Source organism: Actinacidiphila alni (assembly GCF_900112845.1).
Lineage (GTDB): Bacteria > Actinomycetota > Actinomycetes > Streptomycetales > Streptomycetaceae > Actinacidiphila > Actinacidiphila alni.
In genome coordinates this window covers 87,354-107,031 of record NZ_FONG01000018.1, presented here as the reverse complement: position 1 = coordinate 107,031, position 19,678 = coordinate 87,354, and the positions used below count along the sequence as shown (strand labels likewise).

The 19,678-nt window shown below is 71.1% G+C and carries 18 protein-coding genes and 1 riboswitch; of the genes, 8 read left to right on the top strand and 10 right to left on the bottom strand.

Translation table 11 applies throughout. From position 1 onward, the window contains the following. The first annotated feature begins 199 nt into the window (after positions 1-199). The 6 genes from BM076_RS26220 to BM076_RS26195 all read left to right on the top strand — a co-directional run bounded on the left by BM076_RS26220 (position 200) and on the right by BM076_RS26195 (position 4,694). A complete protein-coding gene (locus tag BM076_RS26220) occupies positions 200-670 on the top strand; it encodes a hypothetical protein (protein WP_093716159.1) in 471 nt (156 codons plus the stop codon). Between the two features lie 121 nt (positions 671-791). Further along, positions 792-1,211 (top strand): hypothetical protein, encoded by a 420-nt coding sequence (locus BM076_RS26215; RefSeq protein ID WP_093716158.1) that lies wholly within the window; start codon positions 792-794, stop codon positions 1,209-1,211. A gap of 163 nt (positions 1,212-1,374) precedes the next feature. After that, a complete protein-coding gene (locus tag BM076_RS26210) occupies positions 1,375-2,928 on the top strand; it encodes a WXG100 family type VII secretion target (RefSeq protein WP_322936246.1) in 1,554 nt (517 codons plus the stop codon). A 42-nt stretch (positions 2,929-2,970) separates the two neighbouring features. Further along, the gene (locus tag BM076_RS26205) at positions 2,971-3,684 is read left to right on the top strand and encodes a hypothetical protein (RefSeq protein ID WP_093716156.1); all 714 of its coding nucleotides are present in this window, start codon (positions 2,971-2,973) and stop codon (positions 3,682-3,684) included. Continuing rightward, the gene (locus BM076_RS26200; RefSeq protein ID WP_093716155.1) at positions 3,681-4,013 is read left to right on the top strand and encodes a hypothetical protein; all 333 of its coding nucleotides are present in this window, start codon (positions 3,681-3,683) and stop codon (positions 4,011-4,013) included. The genes BM076_RS26205 and BM076_RS26200 overlap by 4 nt, the downstream gene beginning before the upstream one ends. Before the next feature lie 27 nt (positions 4,014-4,040). Continuing rightward, on the top strand, positions 4,041-4,694 hold the full coding sequence (locus BM076_RS26195; RefSeq protein WP_093716154.1) for a hypothetical protein: 654 nt from the start codon (positions 4,041-4,043) through the stop codon (positions 4,692-4,694). A gap of 95 nt (positions 4,695-4,789) precedes the next feature. Here the strand turns inward: BM076_RS26195 and BM076_RS26190 are convergent, their stop codons facing one another. The 4 genes from BM076_RS26190 to BM076_RS26175 form a co-directional block, all read right to left on the bottom strand. Continuing rightward, positions 4,790-6,208, bottom strand: a complete 1,419-nt coding sequence (locus tag BM076_RS26190) for a galactose-binding domain-containing protein (RefSeq protein WP_093716153.1) — start codon at positions 6,206-6,208, stop codon at positions 4,790-4,792. A gap of 266 nt (positions 6,209-6,474) precedes the next feature. Further along, positions 6,475-7,755: an alkaline phosphatase gene (locus BM076_RS26185; protein ID WP_245796387.1), complete on the bottom strand. Its 1,281-nt coding sequence runs from the start codon at positions 7,753-7,755 to the stop codon at positions 6,475-6,477. Positions 7,756-7,965: 210 nt separating this feature from the next. Continuing rightward, positions 7,966-10,332, bottom strand: a complete 2,367-nt coding sequence (locus BM076_RS26180; RefSeq protein WP_245796376.1) for an endonuclease/exonuclease/phosphatase family protein — start codon at positions 10,330-10,332, stop codon at positions 7,966-7,968. A gap of 389 nt (positions 10,333-10,721) precedes the next feature. Next, positions 10,722-11,510: a DeoR/GlpR family DNA-binding transcription regulator gene (locus BM076_RS26175; RefSeq protein ID WP_093716152.1), complete on the bottom strand. Its 789-nt coding sequence runs from the start codon at positions 11,508-11,510 to the stop codon at positions 10,722-10,724. Between the two features lie 167 nt (positions 11,511-11,677). Here BM076_RS26175 and BM076_RS26170 point away from each other — a divergent pair, with 167 nt between their 5' ends. Beyond that, positions 11,678-12,526 (top strand): class II fructose-bisphosphate aldolase, encoded by an 849-nt coding sequence (locus BM076_RS26170; RefSeq protein WP_093716151.1) that lies wholly within the window; start codon positions 11,678-11,680, stop codon positions 12,524-12,526. A 7-nt stretch (positions 12,527-12,533) separates the two neighbouring features. On the opposite strand, the gene BM076_RS26165 is transcribed toward BM076_RS26170, so the two are convergent. Together BM076_RS26165 and BM076_RS26160 are read right to left on the bottom strand one after the other, a co-directional pair. Further along, complete coding sequence (locus BM076_RS26165; RefSeq protein WP_093716150.1) at positions 12,534-12,806, bottom strand: hypothetical protein; 273 nt, start codon at positions 12,804-12,806, stop codon at positions 12,534-12,536. Between the two features lie 74 nt (positions 12,807-12,880). After that, complete coding sequence (locus BM076_RS26160; RefSeq protein ID WP_093716206.1) at positions 12,881-13,414, bottom strand: TetR/AcrR family transcriptional regulator; 534 nt, start codon at positions 13,412-13,414, stop codon at positions 12,881-12,883. A gap of 273 nt (positions 13,415-13,687) precedes the next feature. Between BM076_RS26160 and BM076_RS26155 the strand changes: the two genes are divergently transcribed. After that, complete coding sequence (locus BM076_RS26155; protein ID WP_093716149.1) at positions 13,688-14,707, top strand: aldo/keto reductase; 1,020 nt, start codon at positions 13,688-13,690, stop codon at positions 14,705-14,707. A gap of 28 nt (positions 14,708-14,735) precedes the next feature. Here BM076_RS26155 and BM076_RS26150 read toward each other — a convergent pair whose 3' ends face one another. The 4 genes from BM076_RS26150 to gcvT form a co-directional block, all read right to left on the bottom strand. Continuing rightward, entirely contained in the window at positions 14,736-16,121 is a 1,386-nt protein-coding gene (locus tag BM076_RS26150) for an L-serine ammonia-lyase (protein WP_093716148.1), read from the bottom strand. A 308-nt stretch (positions 16,122-16,429) separates the two neighbouring features. Continuing rightward, positions 16,430-17,683 (bottom strand): serine hydroxymethyltransferase, encoded by a 1,254-nt coding sequence (gene glyA / locus BM076_RS26145; protein ID WP_093716147.1) that lies wholly within the window; start codon positions 17,681-17,683, stop codon positions 16,430-16,432. A gap of 95 nt (positions 17,684-17,778) precedes the next feature. After that, positions 17,779-18,159, bottom strand: a complete 381-nt coding sequence (gene gcvH / locus BM076_RS26140; RefSeq protein ID WP_093716146.1) for a glycine cleavage system protein GcvH — start codon at positions 18,157-18,159, stop codon at positions 17,779-17,781. 92 nt (positions 18,160-18,251) lie between these two features. Further along, positions 18,252-19,373, bottom strand: a complete 1,122-nt coding sequence (gene gcvT / locus BM076_RS26135; RefSeq protein ID WP_093716145.1) for a glycine cleavage system aminomethyltransferase GcvT — start codon at positions 19,371-19,373, stop codon at positions 18,252-18,254. Positions 19,374-19,553: 180 nt separating this feature from the next. After that, a riboswitch (glycine riboswitch) is annotated at positions 19,554-19,649 on the bottom strand. Between the last annotated feature and the right edge of the window lie 29 nt (positions 19,650-19,678).

Sequence of the window (19,678 nt, the reverse complement as noted above, 5' to 3'; positions counted from 1 at the left end):
GTAAGCTCATCGTCTTCCAATGTGCGGACCCCGGGGAGGGTGTCAGGGGCCGCCCCTGAGCCGGGCCCCGACCCGGGGTGGGGGTAACCCCCAGGGGGAATGGGGGACACTCCGGATGGGACGCCGCGCCGGGCTGCGGAAGAGTCGGGGACACGACGACGGGCGCGACCAGCGGCCGTACCCGACCGAGGAGTTGACGATGGCCGCCACGACGACGGCACGCACCGGCCAGGTGGCCCCGTTCACCTCCTTCCTGCGGTTCGTGCTCTGCGGCGGCGGGGTGACCCTGCTGGCCAGCGGTGTGCTGCTGCTGGTCGGCGACAGGGTGCCGCTGGCCGCCGCGAACGCCGTCGTCACCGTCGGCTCCACGCTGCTGGCCACCGAACTGCACGGCCGCTTCACCTTCGGCCGCGGCGGCGCCGGCTGGAGCGACCACGCGGCCTCCGGGCTCACGGTGCTGATCTCGTACCTGTTCACCACCGGCGCGCTGCTCGGCTTCGCCGCCGCCCACCCCCACCCCGGCGCCCTCGCCCAGCAGACCGTCTACCTCACCGCCTCCGCCCTCGCCGGCCTCGGCCGCTTCCTGCTTCTCCGCCTGATCGTCTTCCGCCCGACCCGCCCCACCACGGCGCCGCGTCTGGGCCGCGAAGCGGTCGTGGCGGCGGCGTGAGCCGAACGGCCCGTCCGCCCGTCCGCCCGGCCCCGGGCCCCCGGCACCCCGGGCGCGGTGATACCTTCACGCCCCCGAGCCTTCCGAGGGAAGCGACCTGCCGTCGGCCGTGAGGACGGACATGCTGAAGCCACTGGGATTCTTCGAGGAGCTCTTCCCCGGCGCGCCGGAGGGCGTCTCGGCGGGACGCCTTCTGGAGTCGATTCCCGACACCCCTGCTGAGGACTCCGGGAAGATCGCGGCCTATTTGAAGAACGGGCACGAGATCTTCGACACGATGGGTGCGGAGCGGGATGTCGTCACCGGGGGGCGACGGATCCTCGGCGCGGCGTCCCTCCAGACGGACGGCGTCTGGGTGTGGCGCGTCGATCTCGCCCACTACGTACGGAACTACGGCGTCCTGCTCCCCTCCGACTTCACCGATCACGTACGACGCCTCGACCACACCGTCCCCGCCGTTCCGGACGCGCGGCTCGTCGAGCTCGCCGACGAAGTCCTCCCTTGCCTCGGCTTCCGCACGGACGGCGGCGGCGCCCGGTAGGCGATGCGCCTTCGCTGGGCCCCTGGCCAGCGCAAAGACGTTTCTCCGAACGGGGGCCCGTCGGGTAGCGTGGGGCGTTCGAGTATCTGATCAACTGCTGAACGCCACGCGCCGACGGGGGAATTGACGCATGGGTCGTCCGAGTGACTGGTATGTCCTGGACATGGATCGCGATCCGACACCGGGCGATCCGACGCGGGTGAAGACGCTCTCGCGGCAACTGCACGAATTCGCCGACGATGTCGAGGGCGCGCTGCGGCTGGTGAACGGCATGCAGTCGGAGGAGGCGATCCTGTCCTGGGCGGGGCTGTCGGCGGACGCCTTCCGGGACGAGTTCGGGTCGACGCCGAAGAATCTGACGAAGCTGCACACGTCGTACCGGATCGCGGCGGACGCCCTGGAGGCGTACTGGCCCGACCTGGAACACGCGCAGTATCAGGCGGACAAGGCACTGGCCGACGGGCGGACGGCGCACTCCCAACTGTCGTCGGCGCAGCAGCAGTTGCACGGCGCCGACGACTGGGTGCACACCGCGACGGCGAAGGCCGACTCCTACGATCCGGCGAAGAACCCGGGCAAGGACGTGCCGCCGCCGGACTCGGACCAGGTGCGGCAGGCCACGCGGGACGCCGCGGCGGCCAAGGCGCAGAAGCAGCACGCCCAACAGGCCGTCGGCAGCGCCCAGTCGGCGCTGGACGCGGCGAAGCGGCTGGCGGAGCAGGCGCGCGGGATGCGGGAGGACGCGGCCCGGCGGACGGTCGCGAAGCTGCACGAGGCGTCGGACGCCGGTATCCACAACCGCCATTGGTGGCAGAAGGCGGTGCACTGGGTCGCCGACCACTGGGACGAGATCGTCACGGTATGCAAGTGGATCGTGGCGATCCTCGGCATCGTCGTGATGATCATCGGCGGCCCGCTGGCGTGGCTGGTCGTCGCGGCGGCGATGGTGGTGCTCGCCGACACGGTCATGAAATACATCCAGGGCAAGGCGAGCCTGTGGGACGTGCTCTTCGCCGCCCTCGACTGCATCCCGATGACCAAGGGCATCACGTCCCTGGGCAAGCTCGCCGAACTCTACAAAGCCGGCGGCCTCCTGAAGATCGGCGCCCACGCGCTGGGCTCGGCCAAGGGCGCGCTGAAGAACATGGCGACGCTGATCCGGGACGGCGGGGAGGGGCTGCGGGCGATCACCGTCGCCTTCAAGGGCGGCGACCGGCTGCCCGGCGGCACCATCCCCTTCCGGGACCTGTCGCCGAAGGCCAAGCAGTTGGTGAAGGCGCTCCAGGACGGCCACATCGAGATCCGGCCCGGCGAAGTGAATGTGAAGCACCTGGCCGAACTCCAGAAATTCGCCGGCGTGGAGCACGCCATTGTCCAGAGCCCGACCGGCGAACTGCGGCTCTTCCGGGGCACGGACGTCGGCAGCTCCATTCCCAAGGACCTGCGCGGCAAGGGCTACAAATTCACCGTCCACACCCACCCGGAGGACCGCATACCCGGGCCGCCGACCGACATCGAGCGCGCTCAGGGAATGCGGAACAGCATGCAGTTCGACCTCGACAACAAGGCGAGCAAGCATCTGGAAGCCGTTGTCAGCCGCGACGGAAATGTGACGTTCTTCGACCACAATGGAATTCGTGACGTGCCGCAGGGTGAATATCCGCCGGGCGGCCCGATGAATGACCGCGGCTACGTGGTGAGAGTGCCTCATGTATAGTCGGCCGGAATCAACAGTGGTGAGAGTACGGAGGATTCGGGCGTGCTGACCGCATTCAACGCCTGCCTGTTCTGCGGACGTTATGTCCTCCAGGTGCCGGGCTGGACGACGCTGCTGAAGAGCTATCGGATGCTGCGGGCGTCGTGGGTGCCGGACGAGGCTTTCCTCGAAGGCGCGTTCCACCACTCCTGCCTGCGCGCTTCGCCGCACCGGCACGCCTTCCGCGAGGACGCGCTGTTGATGCTCACCCAGGGCGACCACGACATCGAGGCCGAGGTCGACGGCAAGGTGCTGCGGCACCGGCGGCCCGGGATGGCGTTCACCGAGCCGGTGTACTCCGGACCGTCCGGCGCCCTGTTCCGGCACGTCAACACGGACGACTGGGTCTTCGTCGAGAAGAGCGGCCCCTGGCATTTCCTCTCGGCGGCGGAGGTGCGGACGCTGACCGCGGACGGGGTGCTGCGCAAGTCCGTCGAGACGGGTCCGACACGGCTGCCGCGTGACCCCGGGGAATCCGTCGGTGACTGGTCGCTGCCCACGCTGCTGGACTTCCTCGAGGTCCGCGACCTCTACCAGGAGGTGCTCGACCGGCTCGATCCGGAGTACACCTTCTACGAATACAGCGCACTGCCGCCGAAATTCTTTCTCGACTACTCCGTGGAATGCGTTCAGCCGCTCCCCGTGGACCTGGTCGAATTCCTCGGCGGCTACACCTACCGCTCCCGCAGCCTGGACTGGGAGGAGGACGGCGTATGAGTGAGGACCGGCTCGCGATACCGCTGGATCTGCTGGAGGACTTCGCGACGATGCTCGGGTCGATCACCAAGCGGCTGGACGACACGAAGGCGACCTTCGGGGCGTTCGAGGAGGACATGGGGGACGGCAGCGTCGCCGACGCGCTCGATCACTTCCAGCACAATTGGAAGGACGGCAGGGGCGACATCCACAAGCAGCTCAGCGGGCTGGAGAAGATGGCGACCACCGTGGTGCGGGAGATCCGCAAGGTGGACGACGACCTGGCCAAGCAGCTCGCCGATTCCGCCAAGGGCGACCCGAAGCAGCCCGCGCCGCACGGCGCGCAGTAGCGCAGCAGCAGGGAGGAGGACGGCGAGATGAGCGAGAGTCCGCGGACCGTGGCCGGCGCCGCGACCGCGCCGCCGGTCGGGGTGTCCCTGGCCGTGCCCGAGACATGGTGGGAGTTCGACGTACGGCCGGAGGGCCGCGACGAGACGATCCGCGCGCTGATCGACGCACGGGTGCGGGCGGTGCCGGAGCTGGCGCCGTACCGCAAGGACCTGGTCGCGCTGCTGCGCAGGATGGCGCGGGACGCGCACGACGCGGGCGCGCTCTACTGCGGCTGCATGGCCGAGAATTTCGAGGGCGTGCCGCTGACCGCGATGGTCACCGTCACCGTGGTCGGAGCCACCGACGCGCAGGGCGCCGCGCTCAGCACCGACCCGCAGGCGATCGCCCAGTCGCTCAAGACGATCACACCTCGGCGCGAGGGCGACGCCTGGCGGAAGGTGAGCACCGTCGAGATCCCCGGCGTCGGCCTGTGCGCGCGCACGGTCGGCGTGGAGGACGTGCCCGTGGAACGCGGCGACACCCGGACCGTACGGATGGCGCTCACCCAGACGTACATCCCGATCCCCGGCAGGAGCGAGGAGATCGTGCTGGTCTCCGGCGCCAGCCCCGTACTGGACCTCGCCGAGGCGTTCCACGACATCTTCGACGCCGTCACGGGCACCTTCCGCTTCGCCGGGTGACGCGAGCGGGCGGGCCGGACGTGGGGAGACGTCCGGACCGCCCGTCGGCGTGCGCGGGGAGGCGCTGGGAAGTGGACCGAAAGGGCCGGCCGGGGTCAGCTGCCGAAGACCTGGACGTCCCAGAGCGAGTAGCCGTACGGGGTGGCGCGCTGGGTGCCGTAGACGCGGACGTAGCGGCCGGTGCACGTGACCGGGATCGTCTGGACGCCGCCGGTGCCGTTGGTGGTGCTGTAGCAAGTGGTCCAGTTGGTGCCGTCGTTGGACACCTGGATCTGGAACGCCTTGGCGTACGCGGCCTCCCAGTTGAGCTTGACCTGCTTGATCGCGTGCGAGGCGCCGAGGTCGACGCGCAGCCACTGCGGGTCGCTGAAGGCGCTGGACCAGCGGGTGGTGGAGCTGCCGTCGACGGCGGCCGAGGCCGGGGTGCCGGCGTTCTCGGTGGAGGAGGCGGTCGCGGTCTTGTTCAGCGCCAGGTCGGCGCCGTTGGACGGCGGAGTGGTGCTGCCCGGGCCCTTGTTGTAGACGGCCACGTAGTCGATGTTCATCTGGCCGCCGCTGACGGTGGCCGCGTTGGGGCCGCCGCCGAAGGCGTCGGGGAAGCCGCCGCCCATGGCGAGGTCGTAGATGATGAAGAACGGGTGGTCGACGGCCGCGGTCCAGGTGTCGGCGGGCACCTGCGTGGAGTTGACGGTGAAGTAGTTGTTCCCGTCGAGATACCAGCGGATCTGCTCGGGCGAGACCGAGCGGTCGATCTGCACGGCGTAGGTGTGGTAGCCGGTCTGGCAGCCGGAGCAGGCGCGTTCGCCGCTGCCGATGCCGGTGGACTCGTTGCACGGCCCGCCGGGGTTGGTGCCGCAGTGCAGCGTGCCGAAGACCGAGCTGCGGGCGTTGATGTCCTCCAGGATGTCCACCTCGCCGGAGGTCGGCCAGGTGGTGCCGGTGCGCAGCGTCGAGCCGAGCATCCAGAACGCGGGCCAGTAGCCGGCGCCGTTGGCCGTGGTGAGGTTCGGCTGCTGGATCGAGGACTGCATCATCACCACGCCGCCGGGCGGCGCCCCGAAGGACGAGGACTGCGTCTCGATCCGGCCCGACGTCCAGCCCGCGCGCGGGTCGCTGCCCGAGTGCAGGGCTTTCAGCACCAGATGGCCGTTGCCGTCCTGGAAGACGTTGGCCGTGCTGTTGGTCATGGTCTCGATCTCACCGGTGCCGAAGCTGCTGCCGGGGCCGGTGTCGTACTTCCAGTCGCCGGTGTTGACACCGCTGCCCGAGGCGCCGTTGAAGTCGTCGCTCCAGGTGGTGGTGAAGCCGGACGGCGGGGCGGGTACGGCGCTCGGCGCCGCTGCTTTCGGTGCGGCGGCCTTCTGACCGGCGGCGGCCGTGGGGGTGGCCGCGCCTCCGGGGCTCGCCAGCGCCGTCAGGCCCGCCAGGCTCAGCGCGCCGACGGCCAGCGCGGCGAGGGCGAGCCGTGCGCGGGGGCGCCGCGTGCGGTGCTGTGGTGCGTGTCCGGTGGACATGCGAAGTCTCCTGTCCCGATGAAGCGTTGTGGGGGGCTGTGAGAGCGCTCTCTCGGCAGGGAATTGTCTATAACCCGCTCATCGGTGCGTCAAGGCGTGGAGCAGGAAACGCAGGTGACAGGTGGTGACGTGTGGTGCGGATGGGAGCACGACATCGGATGGCAGCACGACATCGGGTGGGAGCGCGACATCGGGTGGGAGCGCGAAAGGCGGCGGGCCCGGGAAACGTTCCCCCGGGCCCGCCGCCGTACGCGAAGGGGGCGCGATCAGCCGCGCGGCGCCAGGATCCGCGCGAGCACGTCGTGCACGTACGTGTTCGGGTGCTTGCCGCTGAACTCCGCGGACAGCGGGCCGCTCGCCGTCACCGGCACGTCGACACTGGTGTGACCGGACGTCGTCCAGTCGATCACGAAGGTGCGGTCGCTGCCCCGGATCGAGAAGGGACCGTCCTCCCTGGAGATGCCGTCGCCGGACTCGTCGGCGGTGTCCGTGGCCTCCTCGACCGACAGGCCGCCGGTCTCGTGGTCGCCGGTGACGACCAGCAGCGTGTCGGGGTGCGTGGCGACGTACGCGCGCGCGATCGCGACGGTCTTCTCCAGCTGCTGCATCGACTGGAGCACGCGGGCGCCGTTGTTGGAGTGCGCGAACTCGTCGGTGCCCTCCTCCTCGACCATGAGGAAGAAGCCCTTCTTGTTCTTCGACAGGGTGCTGAGCGCCTTGTCGGTCATGGTGGGCAGGTCCACCACCGGGCTGTAGACGTCGCCCTGGCCCTCGGGCCGCTGCTGGAACATCTCCTCGTTGGCGAACAGGCCGAGCAGCTTGGAGCCCTTGGCCTTGTCCAGCTGCTTGGCCGAGTTGACGTACGTGTAGCCCTTGTTCTTCGCCTTGTTGATCAGATTGCCCTTGGTGCCGACGCTGCCCTCTGAGGTGTCCTCGGCGGGCTTGTCCGCGAAGGCGCCGGGGGTGCCCTTGGGCAGCCACCAGTCCTCGCCGCCGCCCAGGATCACATCGGGCTTGCTGACCTCGATGTACTGGCGGGCGATCTCGTCCTGCGCCGACCGGTTCGCGGTGTTGGCGAAGAAGGCGGCGGGGGAGGCGTCGGTGACCTGGGCGGTGGTGACCAGGCCGGTGGCCTTGCCGTTCGCCTTGGCCTGGGCGCCGAGGGTGGCCAGCTTGTTGCCGTCCACGTCCACGCTGATCGCGCCGTTGTACGTCTTCTCGCCGGTCGCCCAGGCGGTGGCGGCCGCGGCGGAGTCGGTGATGACGGACTTCGGGTCGTCGGGGGTGGTGGTGAGCTGGCCGGAGGCGGCCAGCTTGTCCATGGTGAGCTGGCCGTACAGGCCGGCCAGGTGCAGCCGGGCCGCCTCGCGCGCGGCGGAGCCCATGCCGTCGCCGTTGATGAAGATGACGTTCTTCGCGGCCGGCGCCTTGCTCTTGGCGGCCGACTGCGGGGCCGACGCCGAGGCGCCGGGCGTCGGGTTGACGACCATGGTCGCCACGACGGCGGCGGCCGCTGCCACGGCCGGGGCCGCCCACTTCCGCGTCATACGCACGCGCATGTCCACTCTTGCTCCCCAATGAGGTTTTGCCAAGCTTTCACCTGGACCTTAGGGAGCCATGGGGTACGGACGATGAACGCCAGTGAAAGGTCAAGGAGGCGCAAAGCGAGCGTCTGTTCGGGGTAAACCGGAGCAAGCCGGGGAAAGCGTGAGGGGGCGGACCCCGCCGGGCCCGCCCCCTCACACGTACAGGGAGTGTTACGGCTTCAGCCGGACCACCTGCGGGTCGTGGTCGCTCGTCTGGTTGGCGAACTCCGAGTTGATGTGCACCACGTCGTAGTCCACGTGCTTGAGGTCCGGGCTGACCAGGATGTGGTCGAGCACCTGCGAGTTGCCCTCGTACACGTACGAGTAACGCTCGGACTTCGACAGCGTGTTGACCAGGTCGGTGAGGACCGTGCCGTTGCCGGTGAGGGCCTGGACGGCGGGCGAGAACTGGTAGTCGTTCAGGTCGCCGAGCACCACCACGTCGGCGTGCTTGTCGGCCTTCTCGATCTGCTGCACGAAGTCGTGCTCCAGGATCGCCTGGCGGTTGCGCTGCACCTCGGAGCTGCGCACCGGCGGCTGGAAACGGCTGTCGATGCCCTGGTCGCCGCCCTTGCTGTTGAAGTGGTTCGCGATCACGAACAGCTTCTGGCCGCGGAAGAGGAATTCGCCGACCAGCGGCTTGCGGCTGCTGTTCCACGCCGGGTCGTTGGGCGCGATCCGGCCGGGCGAGGCGGTCAGCGCGGTGTTGTCGCCGGTGCCCGTGACGCCGACCGCGGTGGTCGCGTCGCCGCCGGGGCGGTCCACGAAGCTCACCCGGTCGGGGTTGAACAGGAAGACCGAGCGGATGTTGCCGCCGGGCTCACCGCCGTCCTTGTCGTTGACCGGGTCGATCTCGCGCCACTGGTAGCGCGGGCCGCCGGCCGCCACGATCGCGTCGGTCAGCTTGGTCAGCGTCTGGTCCGCGGCGACGGTGCCGTCGTCGGTGGCGCCGTTGTTGTCCTGGATCTCCTCCAGCGCCACGATGTCGGGCGAACGGAGGTTGGTGACCAGGCCCTTGGCGAGCGCGTCGAACTTCGACTGCGGGTTGCCCGGCGCCAGATTCTCCACGTTGTACGTGGCGATGGCCGCCTCGTTCGACTTGGCCTTGTCGGTCACCTCGGGCCGGATGCCGCCGCTCTTGACCGTGCCGATGGTGCGGGCCTGGAGCGCGTACGTGCCCGCGTACTGGTTGTAGTCCAGCGGGCCGGTCGTGGTGCCGCGCAGAGTGTCGCCGACATTCGCCACCGGGAAGGCCGCGGTGGCGGTCGGGATCAGCGACTGCACCATCAGACGGCCGGAGTTGGGGTCGTCGTAGCCGGTGTAGAGGGTGCCGCCGCGCTTCGTCCTGTTCTGGTCCGCCTTGAGCGTGACCCACAGCTCGGAGTACGGGTCGGTGGCGCCGACCACGCGGCTGTCGCCGATCTGCACGTTCATGCCCTCGAGCGAGGCGTAGAGGTCCAGCGCGAACTCGTCGGGGCGCAGCGGCAGATTCTCGATGGTGCCGCCGCCGGCGCTCGGCACGAAGGCGTCCGGCACGCTCTTCTTGTCCAGCACCACGGGCGCGGGCAGCGCGTTGCCGCTGGAGAGCACGGTGGCGGTGGCCTTGGTCAGCTCGGTGACCGGCTGCACACCGGTGGTCGCGCCGCCGGGGTAGTAGTCCTGCACGGTGGCCGCGAGCGAGACGCTGTCGCCGACCTTGACCGCGGGGCTGGTGGAGCCGGTGAAGACGAAGATGCCCTCGCTGGTGCGGGGATTGTCGTCGGCCTTCGGGTCCTGCACCCAGTAGCCGCGCGAGGAGCCGAAGTCCCGCACGCCCGTGACGATGCCGGTCACGTCGGTGACGTTCTTGCCCGCAAGCGGGGAGAGCCGGGTGTCGCCCTGGATGTCGTGGATCTTCGCCGCGACGCCTGCCGGGGGCGTGGTGGGCGGTGTCGTCGGGGGAGTGGTCGGGGGCGTCGTACCGCCGCCGCCGTCGCCCGCGGTGCCCGGGGTCGGGGTGCCGGCGGTGAAGTCCGCGGCGTTGTCGTCGGAGTCGGTGAGGGTGGTGCGGGCCACCGAGGCGCTGTTGCTCGCGCCGGCAGCCGGGCCGCTGCCCTCGTGCACCACGGCGGTGCCGTAGCCGACCAGGTCGCGGATGCTGCCGTCGGCCGCGCAGTCCGCGGCGGTCACGCAGGTCAGCGGGTCGGTGCCGTGCACCAGGGCGACCGTGCCGGTCGTGCCGGACATGTTGATCGCGCCCGTCGCGTCGGGCGTCGGCAGCGGGGTGCCGCCGCCGGTCCCGGCCGACTCCTGCACCAGATACCGCGCGCCCGCGCCGAGCGTCCCGGTCAGCGGGGTCACCTGCCACTTCGACGTCGGCGTCGGCGCGCCCGGCAGGTACTGCACGCTGTACCCGCTCAGATCCAGCGGCGCGCCGCCGGAGTTGGCCAGCTCGATGAAGTCGTTCGTATACGTCGCGCCGGAATTCCCGCCGCCTCCGTACACCTCGGACACCACGGCATCGGCCGACGGCGTCGCGAACGCCGAATGCACGCCCACGGCCGCCAGCACCACCGCGCCGGCTATCCCGACCGTGACCAGCCGCTTGCGTTGCCCGGCACTACCGGGTCTGACAGGGCGGGGCGCAGCCCCGAAGATGTGCGACACCGGAGGGTTTCTCCTTCGTGCGGTGCGATGAATACGTCCATGCGTCCATACGTCGTCCCATGACGGCACGTCATCCCGCGGAACGGCGTACACGATCCGGCTCAAGATACGCGCGTAGACCTCGCCGCAGAAGGAGCGGAAAGGTTAAATCTGGGTAGTTCCCAACGACGTGTTCCCCCGTGCCCGGTTCCGTCGACCGCGCCCGCCGACCGCGTCCGCCCCGGGAACGCGATCGAGGACCTGGCCGCCCTCGCGTGAGCGCGGAAGCGTAGGCGGCGGTGTCAGGTGATGGTGACCGTGATGCCGGCTTCTTCGAAGGCCGCGACGGTTTCCGGGGGGATGGCGTCGTCGGTGATCAGGGTGTCGATGGTGTCGAGGCCGCAGACGCGGGCGAAGGCGCGGCGGCCGATTTTGGAGGAGTCGGCGGCGATGACGACGCGTTGGGCGCGTTCGGCGAGGAGGCGGTTGATGCTGGCCTCGTCCTCGTGGTGGGCGTAGACGCCCTGGGCGGGGTCGAGAGCGTCGATGCCGAGGACGGCGATGTCCAGGATGATCTCCTGGAGGACGCCGCGGGCGAGCGGGCCGGTGAGTTCGTAGGACTGGGGGCGGGCGACGCCGCCGGTCACCACGATCTTGATCTGCGGGCGGATGACCAGCTCGTTGGCGATGTTGAGCGCGTTGGTGACGACGGTGAGCGCGGGCTGGCGGGCGCCGTCGGCGGTGACGTCGCCGCGCAGGGCGAGGGCGCGGGCGACCTCGGTGGTCGTGGTGCCGCCGGTCAGGCCGACGACGTCGCCGAGGGCGACGAGGGAGGCGGCGGCGCGGCCGATCCGCTGCTTCTGGGAGGCGTGCCGGGCCGTTTTGTAGCGCAGCGGCAGCTCGTAGGAGACGCCGTGCGCGACGGCGCCGCCGCGGGTGCGGGTGAGCATCTGCTGCTCGGCGAGCTGGTCCAGGTCGCGGCGGATGGTGGCGGTGGAGACATCGAGGGTCGTCGCGACCTCCTCCACCTCCACGCGGCCGTGTTCGGCCAGCAGATCCAGTAGTGCGGTCCACCGGGCGTCGCGGGACACGGGCGTTCTCCTCATCGGCTGCATGATCGTGCGCGGTCCAGCGTGGCACATGGACGCCGCGCGCACAGGCGTGCGGGCTGCGCGCACCCCGAATGCTTGAAACTGTTTGATTGTGCGGAGTATGGTGCAATTACAAGCATTGCCGTGAGTCGGGGAGAAGCCACGCCATGCCTCTTGCAGCCGCCCGCGCGCTGATCACCGCCGCCGCCGTCGAGCACCGCACCATCGCGGCCTTCGACGCGATCACCTTGGAACACGTGCAGGCCGTCGTCGAGGGCGCGGAGTCGGTGGGCGCCCCGGTGATCATCCAGGTCAGCGAGAGCGTCGTGCAGTACGACGACGGGCGGCTGCTGCCGCTGGCCCGCGCCGCCGCGGAGGCCGCGCGGTCGGCCGCCGTACCGGTCGCCCTGCACCTGGACAAGGTGCGCCGCACGGCACTGCTCGCACAGGCCGCGCACTGCGGCTTCAGCTCGATCATGTACGACGCGGCCCGGCTGCCGTACGGGCGGAACGTCGCGGTGACCCGGGACGCGGCGCAGTGGGCGCACGAGCAGAATCTCTGGATCGAGGCCGATGCGGTGCCCGCGACGGCGGGAGCGGCGGCCTGCGACCCCGCCGCCGCCCGGGCCTTCGCCGCCGCCACCGGGGTGGACGCGCTCACCGTCCCGCTCGGCGCCCGCCCCGACCGCGGGCTGCTCGCCCGGCTGCGCGCCGCCCTCGACCTCCCCCTCGTGCTGCGCGACACCCCCGGCGGCAGCGACCACGACCTCGGACTCGCGGCGGCCGAGGGCATAGCCAAGGTCACCGTCGGCGCCGGCCTCGACCGGGCGATGACCGCGGCCGTACGGGCCCGGCTCGCTCTGGACGACAGCACCGATCCCCGGGTCTACCTCCGCGAGGGCCGCCGCGCCATGACCGCGGCCGTCGCCCGGATCGTCCGCACGCTGAACACCCCCGCCGCACCGGGCACTTCGGCCGGCGCCCCCGTCAACACCCCGCTCCCCGCTCGCGCCTGACGCCGCCTCAGCCGCCCAGTATCCGCAGGTCCTCCTTCACGATCGTGGTCGTGACCAGCGGATGCGTGAGGAGGTTGTGGTTGAGCGCGTTGCCGACCGGCGGCGGCACCTCCTCCTCCAGCAGACCGGGAATCCCCGCCTCCTTGCTGAGCCGCTCGCGCACCTTCGCCACGATGCGCGCCGCCCGCTTCGGCCCCCACTGCTCGTCCGGCCGCAGCTCCGTCAGTTCGAAGGCGACCCGCGCCCGGGCCGGCGGCTGCGGCTGCGGTTCGTTGCGCAAATAGCGCTGCCCGAGGCCCGTACATCTGCGGTGCGCCGCCGTCGCCCCGCGCCGCCGCGCGCCCCCGGCCCCGCTCAGCGCCGTACCCGCAGGCCCGCCACGAGAATGCCGACCAGCCGCCGCGCGTCGTACCGCGGGTCGTTCTCCACCCCGATGCAGAGATTCCCGACGCCCCGCATGAGGGTGTACGCGTCGATGTCCGCGCGCGTCTCGCCCGCCGCGACCCCGGCGGCGAGCAGCTCGGTGCAGACCGGCAGCAGCCGGTCCAGGAACCAGGTGTGCAGCGCGTCGAACCCCGCCTCGTCCGAGTGCAGGGCGGCGGCCAGGCCGTGCTTGGTGATCAGGAAGTCGACAAAGAGATCCACCCAGCGGCGCAGCGCCTCGTACGGCGGCACGCCGTCCGCCAGCAGCGCGGGTCCGGCCTCGGCGCACGCCTCGACCTGGTGCCGGTAGACGGCGATGATCAGGTCCGCGCGGGTCGGGAAGTGCCGGTAGATCGTGCCGGTGCCGACGCCCGCACGGGCCGCGATGTCGCGCACCGGCGCCTCCACGCCCGAGGCGACGAAGGCCGCGGCCGCCGCGTCGAGCAGCGTCTCCTTGTTGCGCAGGGCGTCCGCCCGCTTCGCCCGGCCGGCAGGCGCCGCCCCCTCGCCCGTAGGGACCGCGCCCGTACGGCCCTCGTCCGTACGGACCCCGCCCCTACGGTCACCGCCCGTACCGCCCCCGCGCGTACGCCCCTCTTCGCCCGTCACCGGACCGCCCTTCCTCCCGCGCCGCACCTCTCGGGCCGACCCGTCGCTTGCTATCCGGAACAAGGTTCCGTATCGTTTTTCCGGAGCGATGTTCCGCTTATTCACATGATGTCATGGAGGCTGAAGACCATGCAGTACCGCACTTTGGGACGCACAGGCGTGCAGGTCAGCACCCTCGCGCTCGGCGCGATGAATTTCGGCGCCCTCGCCCGGACCACGCAGCAGGACGCGGACGCCATCGTCGACGCGGCCCTGGAGGCCGGGATCAATGTGATCGACACCGCCGACATGTACAGCGCGGGCGAGTCCGAGGAGATGGTCGGCAAGGCCATCGCGGGCCGCCGCGACGACATCGTGCTCGCCACCAAGGCGAGCATGCCGATGGGCGGCGACCGCAATCACCAGGGCGCCTCGCGCCGCTGGCTGGTCACCGAACTCGACAACAGCCTGCGCCGCCTCGGCGTCGATCATGTCGACCTCTACCAGATCCACCGCTGGGACCCCACGACCAGCGACGAGGAGACGCTGTCCGCCCTCACCGACCTGCAACGCGCGGGCAAGATCCGCTACTTCGGCTCCTCGACCTTCCCCGCCCACCGCATCGTCCAGGGTCAGTGGACGGCCCGTGAGCACGGCCTGAGCCGCTATGTCACCGAGCAGCCCAGCTACTCCGTCCTCCAGCGCGGCATCGAGTCCCATGTGCTGCCGGTCACCGAGGAGTACGGGCTCGGCGTGCTCGTCTGGAGCCCGCTGGCGTCCGGCTGGCTGTCCGGCGCGGTCCGCGCGGGACAGGCGGCCACCGGTCACCGCGCCGCGATGATGCCCGAGCGCTTCGACCTCGCCGTGCCCGCCAACCGCGCCCGCCTCGACGCCGTCGAACAGCTCGCCGCCGTCGCCGACGAGGCCGGTCTGACCATGATCCAGCTCGCCCTCGGCTTCGTCACCGCGCACCCCGCCGTGACCGCCGCCCTGATCGGCCCCCGCACCCTCGACCACCTGCGCGCGCAGCTCGCCGCGGCCGACACCGTACTGACCTCCGACGTCCTGGACGCGATCGACGCCATCGTCCCGCCCGGCACCGACCTCGCCCCCGAGGAGAAGCACGACACCCCGCCGTCGCTCCTCGACCCGCGACTGCGCCGCCGCTGAGGGCGGTCCAGCGGGGGGCGGGCGCGCGTCAGCACTCGATGACGTTCACCGCGAGACCGCCGCGCGCGGTCTCCTTGTACTTGATCTTCATGTCGGCGCCGGTCTCCTTCATGGTCTTGATGACCTTGTCGAGGGAGACGTGGTGGCGGCCGTCGCCGCGCATGGCCAGGCGGGCGGCGGTGACGGCCTTGACCGCGGCCATGCCGTTGCGCTCGATGCACGGGATCTGGACGAGGCCGCCGACCGGGTCGCAGGTCAGGCCGAGATTGTGCTCCATGCCGATCTCGGCGGCGTTCTCGACCTGCTCGGTGGAGCCGCCGAGGATCTCGGCGAGGCCGCCCGCGGCCATGGAGCAGGCGGAGCCGACCTCGCCCTGGCAGCCGACCTCGGCGCCGGAGATCGAGGCGTTCTCCTTGAAGAGCATGCCGATCGCGCCCGCCGCGAGCAGATAGCGGACGACGGCCTCCTCCCGCTCGGCCGGGGAGGCGGTGGGGGAGGCAACGAAGTTCAGGTAGTAGTGGAGGACGGCCGGGATGATGCCCGCGGCGCCGTTGGTGGGGGCGGTGACGACCCGGCCGCCGGCCGCGTTCTCCTCGTTGACGGCCATCGCGTAGAGGGTGACCCACTCCATCGCGTGCGCGGCCGGGTCGCCCTCGGCGCGCAGCTGGCGGGCGGACTGGGCCGCGCGGCGGCGCACCTTCAGGCCGCCGGGCAGGATGCCCTCGCGGGACATGCCGCGCTGCACGCACGCCTGCATGACGCGCCAGATGTCCAGCAGGCCCGCGCGGATCTCCTCCTCGGTGCGCCACGCCTTCTCGTTCTCCAGCATCAGCGCGGAGATCGACAGGCCCGTCTCGCGGCACAGCCGCAGCAGTTCGTCACCCGTACGGAACGGGTGGCGCAGCACCGTGTCGTCCAGCTTGATCCGGTCCTCGCCCACCGCGTCCTCGTCCACGACGAAGCCGCCGCCGACCGAGTAGTACGTCTTCTCCAGCAGCGGTTCGCCGGCCGCGTCGTACGCGAAGAGGGTCATGCCGTTGGCGTGGTACGGCAGCGACCTGCGGCGGTGCAGCACCACCTGTGTCGCCGGGTCGAAGGCGATCTCGTGGGCGCCGAGCAGATTCAGCCTGCCGGTGGCGTGGACGGCGGCGACCTCGTCGTCGGCCGTCTCCACGTCCACCGTGCGCGGCGAGTGGCCCGCCAGGCCCAGCAGCACCGCTTTCGGCGTGCCGTGGCCGTGGCCGGTCGCGCCCAGCGACCCGAACAGTTCGGCGCGCACCGAGGCGGTGTGCGCGAGCAGGCCCTCGTTCTTCAGCCGGTGCACGAAGATGCCTGCGGCACGCATGGGGCCCACCGTGTGGGAGCTGCTCGGGCCTATGCCCACGGAGAAGAGGTCGAAGACGGAGATGGCCATCGGGTACGGCTCCTGTACGTACGGGGGGACGCCGTTGTCCCCCCGGCTGGGGGCGAGCTTCGTCGGGCGGGTGCCCGACAGGGCGCCTCTGCGGAGGAGGGTGCCCCGTCAGGGGCGCGGGGAACTGCGCGGCCCGCCCCCACCGGCCCGGTAGTCGCGAAACAGACAGCGTCTGCCCCACTGGGGCGGGTCTTTGAGCCGCACCACCGCGGTGGCTGAGCGCGCAGTTCCCCGCGCCCCTGAAGACACGGTGCCACGCCTTCCGCGAAGGCACCGCGCCCCTGTCGGGCGCCCCGCTCCGGGAGGAGTCAGGTGTAGAGGGGATGCTTCACCGTGAGAGCGGTGACCCGGTCCCTCAAGGCAGCCGCATCGTAAGAAGGCTTCAGCGCCGCCGCGATGATCTCCGCGACCTCGCGGAAATCCTCGGCGTCGAAGCCCCGTGTGGCGAGCGCGGGCGTGCCGATGCGCAGGCCCGAGGTGACCATGGGGGGCCGCGGGTCGTTGGGGATCGCGTTGCGGTTGACGGTGATCCCGACCGAGTGGAGGCGGTCCTCGGCCTGCTGCCCGTCGAGCGCGGAGTCGCGCAGGTCGACCAGGACGAGGTGGACGTCGGTGCCGCCGGACAGCACGGAGACGCCGACCTCGGTGAGGTCGTCGCGGACCAGCCGGTCGGCGAGGATCTTCGCGCCCTGGAGCGTACGGGCCTGGCGGTCCTTGAACTCGTCGGTGGCCGCGGCCTTGAAGGCCACCGCCTTTCCGGCGATCACATGCTCCAGCGGGCCGCCCTGCTGACCGGGGAAGACCGCGGAGTTGATCTTCTTGGCCAGCTCGGCCTTGGAGAGGATGACACCGCCGCGCGGCCCGCCCAGCGTCTTGTGGGTCGTGGTGGTGACCACGTCCGCGTACGGCACGGGGGAGGGGTGCAGACCGGCCGCGACCAGGCCGGCGAAGTGCGCCATGTCGACCATCAGATACGCGCCGACCTCGTCCGCGATCCGGCGGAACTCGGCGAAGTCGAGCTGCCGCGGATACGCCGACCAGCCCGCGATGACCAGCTGCGGCCGGTGCTCGCGGGCGAGCTTCTCGACCTCGGCCATGTCGACCAGACCGGTGTGCTCGTCCACGTGGTAGGCGGCGACCTTGTACAGCTTGCCGGAGAAGTTGATCTTCATGCCGTGGGTCAGGTGGCCGCCGTGCGCCAGGTCCAGGCCCAGGATGGTGTCGCCCGGCTTGAGCAGCGCGGCCATCGCGGCGGCGTTCGCCGACGCGCCCGAGTGCGGCTGGACGTTCGCGGCCTCGGCGCCGAACAGCGCCTTGACCCGGTCGATCGCGAGCTGCTCGATCACGTCGACGTGCTCGCAGCCGCCGTAGTAGCGGCGGCCCGGGTACCCCTCGGCGTACTTGTTGGTCAGCACCGAGCCCTGGGCCTCCAGGACCGCGACCGGCGCGAAGTTCTCCGAGGCGATCATTTCGAGGGTGGACTGCTGGCGGTGCAGTTCGGCGTCGACCGCGGCGGCGACGTCCGGGTCGAACTCGTGCAGGGACTGGTTCAGCAACGACATGGGAGCTTCCTGGTCAGAAGGATCGGAAGGTCGAACCGGGTGGCCGAATCGGGCGGCCGCGGCGGACGGCCGGGACGGGGAGGTCCGGGGAGGGCTCAGCCCGCGATGAAGGCGTCGTACTCGGCGGCCGACAGCAGCTCGCCGGCCTCGTCCGACACGCGGACCTTGAACAGCCAGCCGCCCTCGAAGGGCGCGGAATTGACCAGCGCCGGGTCGTCCACGACGTCCTGGTTGATCTCGGTGACCTCGCCGGAGACCGGGGAGTACAGGTCGCTGACGGACTTGGTGGACTCCAGCTCGCCGCAGGTCTCGCCCGCGGTCACGGCGGCGCCCACCTCGGGCAGCTGCACGAAGACGACGTCACCGAGCGCGTCGGCGGCGTGCGAGGTGATGCCGACGGTGGCGACCCCGTCCGCGGGGGCGGAGAGCCACTCGTGTTCCTTGCTGTACCGCAGGTTCTGGGGATTGATGCTCATGACGGAATTCTCCCGGATGTGAAGGGGTGCTCGCGCGGCGGGACGGTCCGGTCCGCGCACAAGCGCACAGAGGAAAGGGCGGGACGAGCCTGTCAGCGTTCCCGCTTGTAGAACGGCAGCGCCACGACCCGGTGCGGCTCCTGGGCGCCGCGGATGTCGACGGCCACCCCCGCCGTGCCGGGCGCGGCATGCGCGGCGTCCACGTACGCCATCGCCAGCGGAACGCCGAGCGTCGGGGACGGCGCGCCCGAGGTGACCTCGCCGATCACGGCGCCGGAGCCGTCCGTCACCGGGTAGCCCGCGCGCGGCACCCGGCGGCCCTCGGCGATCAGACCGACCAGTTTGCGCGGCGGGCTGGCCGCCGCCTTCTCGGCCGCGGCCTCCAGCGCCTGCCGGCCGACGAAGTCGCCGGGCTTGTCGAACTTCACGACCCGGCCGAGCCCGGCGTCGAACGGCGTCAGCGCGGTGCTCAGCTCGTGCCCGTACAGCGGCATGCCCGCCTCCAGGCGCAGCGTGTCCCGGCAGGACAGGCCGCACGGGACGAGCCCGGCCGCCGCGCCCGCCTCGGTGAGCGCCTGCCACAGCCGCTCGGCGTCGCCGGGCGCCACGAACAGCTCGAAGCCGTCCTCGCCGGTGTAGCCGGTACGGGCGATCAGCGCGGACACCCCGGCGACCGTGCCGGGCAGGCCCGCGTAGTACTTCAGCCCGTCCAGATCCGCGTCGGTCAGCGACTTCAGGATGCCCGGGGCCTGCGGGCCCTGGACGGCCAGCAGCGCGTACGCGTCCCGGTCGTCGCGTACGGCCGCGCCGTCGAAACCGGCCGCCCGCTCGGTGACCGCGTCCAGCACCACCTGGGCGTTGGAGGCGTTGGCGACGATCATGTACTCCTGCTCGCCGAGCCGGTAGACGATCAGGTCGTCCAGGATGCCGCCGTCGGGCGCGCAGATCATCGTGTAGCGGGCCCGGCCGACGGCCAGCGCCGACAGGTGGCCGACCAGCGCGTAATCGAGCGCCTCGCCCGCACGCGGCCCCGTCACGGTGATCTCGCCCATGTGGGACAGGTCGAACAGCCCGGCGCGGGTGCGTACGGCCTGGTGCTCGTCGCGCTCGCTGCCGTACCGCAGCGGCATGTCCCAGCCCGCGAAGTCGGTCATGGTCGCGCCGAGGGCGCGGTGCAGCGCGTCGAGGGCGGTGTGACGGGGTGGCTGGCTCATCGCGGATGGCTCCCGGGGAGGTGAGGGGCGGACGGGACGGGCCCAGGGGCAAGGGTGCGCCCCTGGTCTCCCCATCTGTCATCGGAACCTGAGAGGTTCACCGTGACCCGTCCGGGCCCCGGCTTGCACCTTGGGTGGGGCCGCGCTCCCGGCAGGGAGCCGCCCGCTTTTCAGATCTGCCTCGTCCGCGCGGTATCTGTGCCTGAGAGATTCAAGGGAGGACTTGCTCCTTCGGCGCCCGGCCGCTGACGGCCGGAACTCTCCCGCGCGGCCTCCAACGGCCGGTATGCAAGTTGTGCCGCTCA

Bases quoted from the DNA above. Each gene is read 5' to 3' on its own strand.
- BM076_RS26220 (WP_093716159.1), top strand. From the start codon at position 200: ATGGCCGCCACGACGACGGCACGCACCGGCCAGGTGGCCCCGTTCACC.
- BM076_RS26215 (WP_093716158.1), top strand. From the start codon at position 792: ATGCTGAAGCCACTGGGATTCTTCGAGGAGCTCTTCCCCGGCGCGCCG.
- BM076_RS26210 (WP_322936246.1), top strand. From the start codon at position 1,375: ATGGATCGCGATCCGACACCGGGCGATCCGACGCGGGTGAAGACGCTC.
- BM076_RS26200 (WP_093716155.1), top strand. From the start codon at position 3,681: ATGAGTGAGGACCGGCTCGCGATACCGCTGGATCTGCTGGAGGACTTC.
- BM076_RS26195 (WP_093716154.1), top strand. From the start codon at position 4,041: ATGAGCGAGAGTCCGCGGACCGTGGCCGGCGCCGCGACCGCGCCGCCG.
- BM076_RS26190 (WP_093716153.1), bottom strand. From the start codon at position 6,208: ATGTCCACCGGACACGCACCACAGCACCGCACGCGGCGCCCCCGCGCA.
- BM076_RS26185 (WP_245796387.1), bottom strand. From the start codon at position 7,755: ATGACGCGGAAGTGGGCGGCCCCGGCCGTGGCAGCGGCCGCCGCCGTC.
- BM076_RS26170 (WP_093716151.1), top strand. From the start codon at position 11,678: ATGCCTCTTGCAGCCGCCCGCGCGCTGATCACCGCCGCCGCCGTCGAG.
- BM076_RS26155 (WP_093716149.1), top strand. From the start codon at position 13,688: ATGCAGTACCGCACTTTGGGACGCACAGGCGTGCAGGTCAGCACCCTC.
- BM076_RS26150 (WP_093716148.1), bottom strand. From the start codon at position 16,121: ATGGCCATCTCCGTCTTCGACCTCTTCTCCGTGGGCATAGGCCCGAGC.
- glyA (WP_093716147.1), bottom strand. From the start codon at position 17,683: ATGTCGTTGCTGAACCAGTCCCTGCACGAGTTCGACCCGGACGTCGCC.
- gcvH (WP_093716146.1), bottom strand. From the start codon at position 18,159: ATGAGCATCAATCCCCAGAACCTGCGGTACAGCAAGGAACACGAGTGG.
- gcvT (WP_093716145.1), bottom strand. From the start codon at position 19,373: ATGAGCCAGCCACCCCGTCACACCGCCCTCGACGCGCTGCACCGCGCC.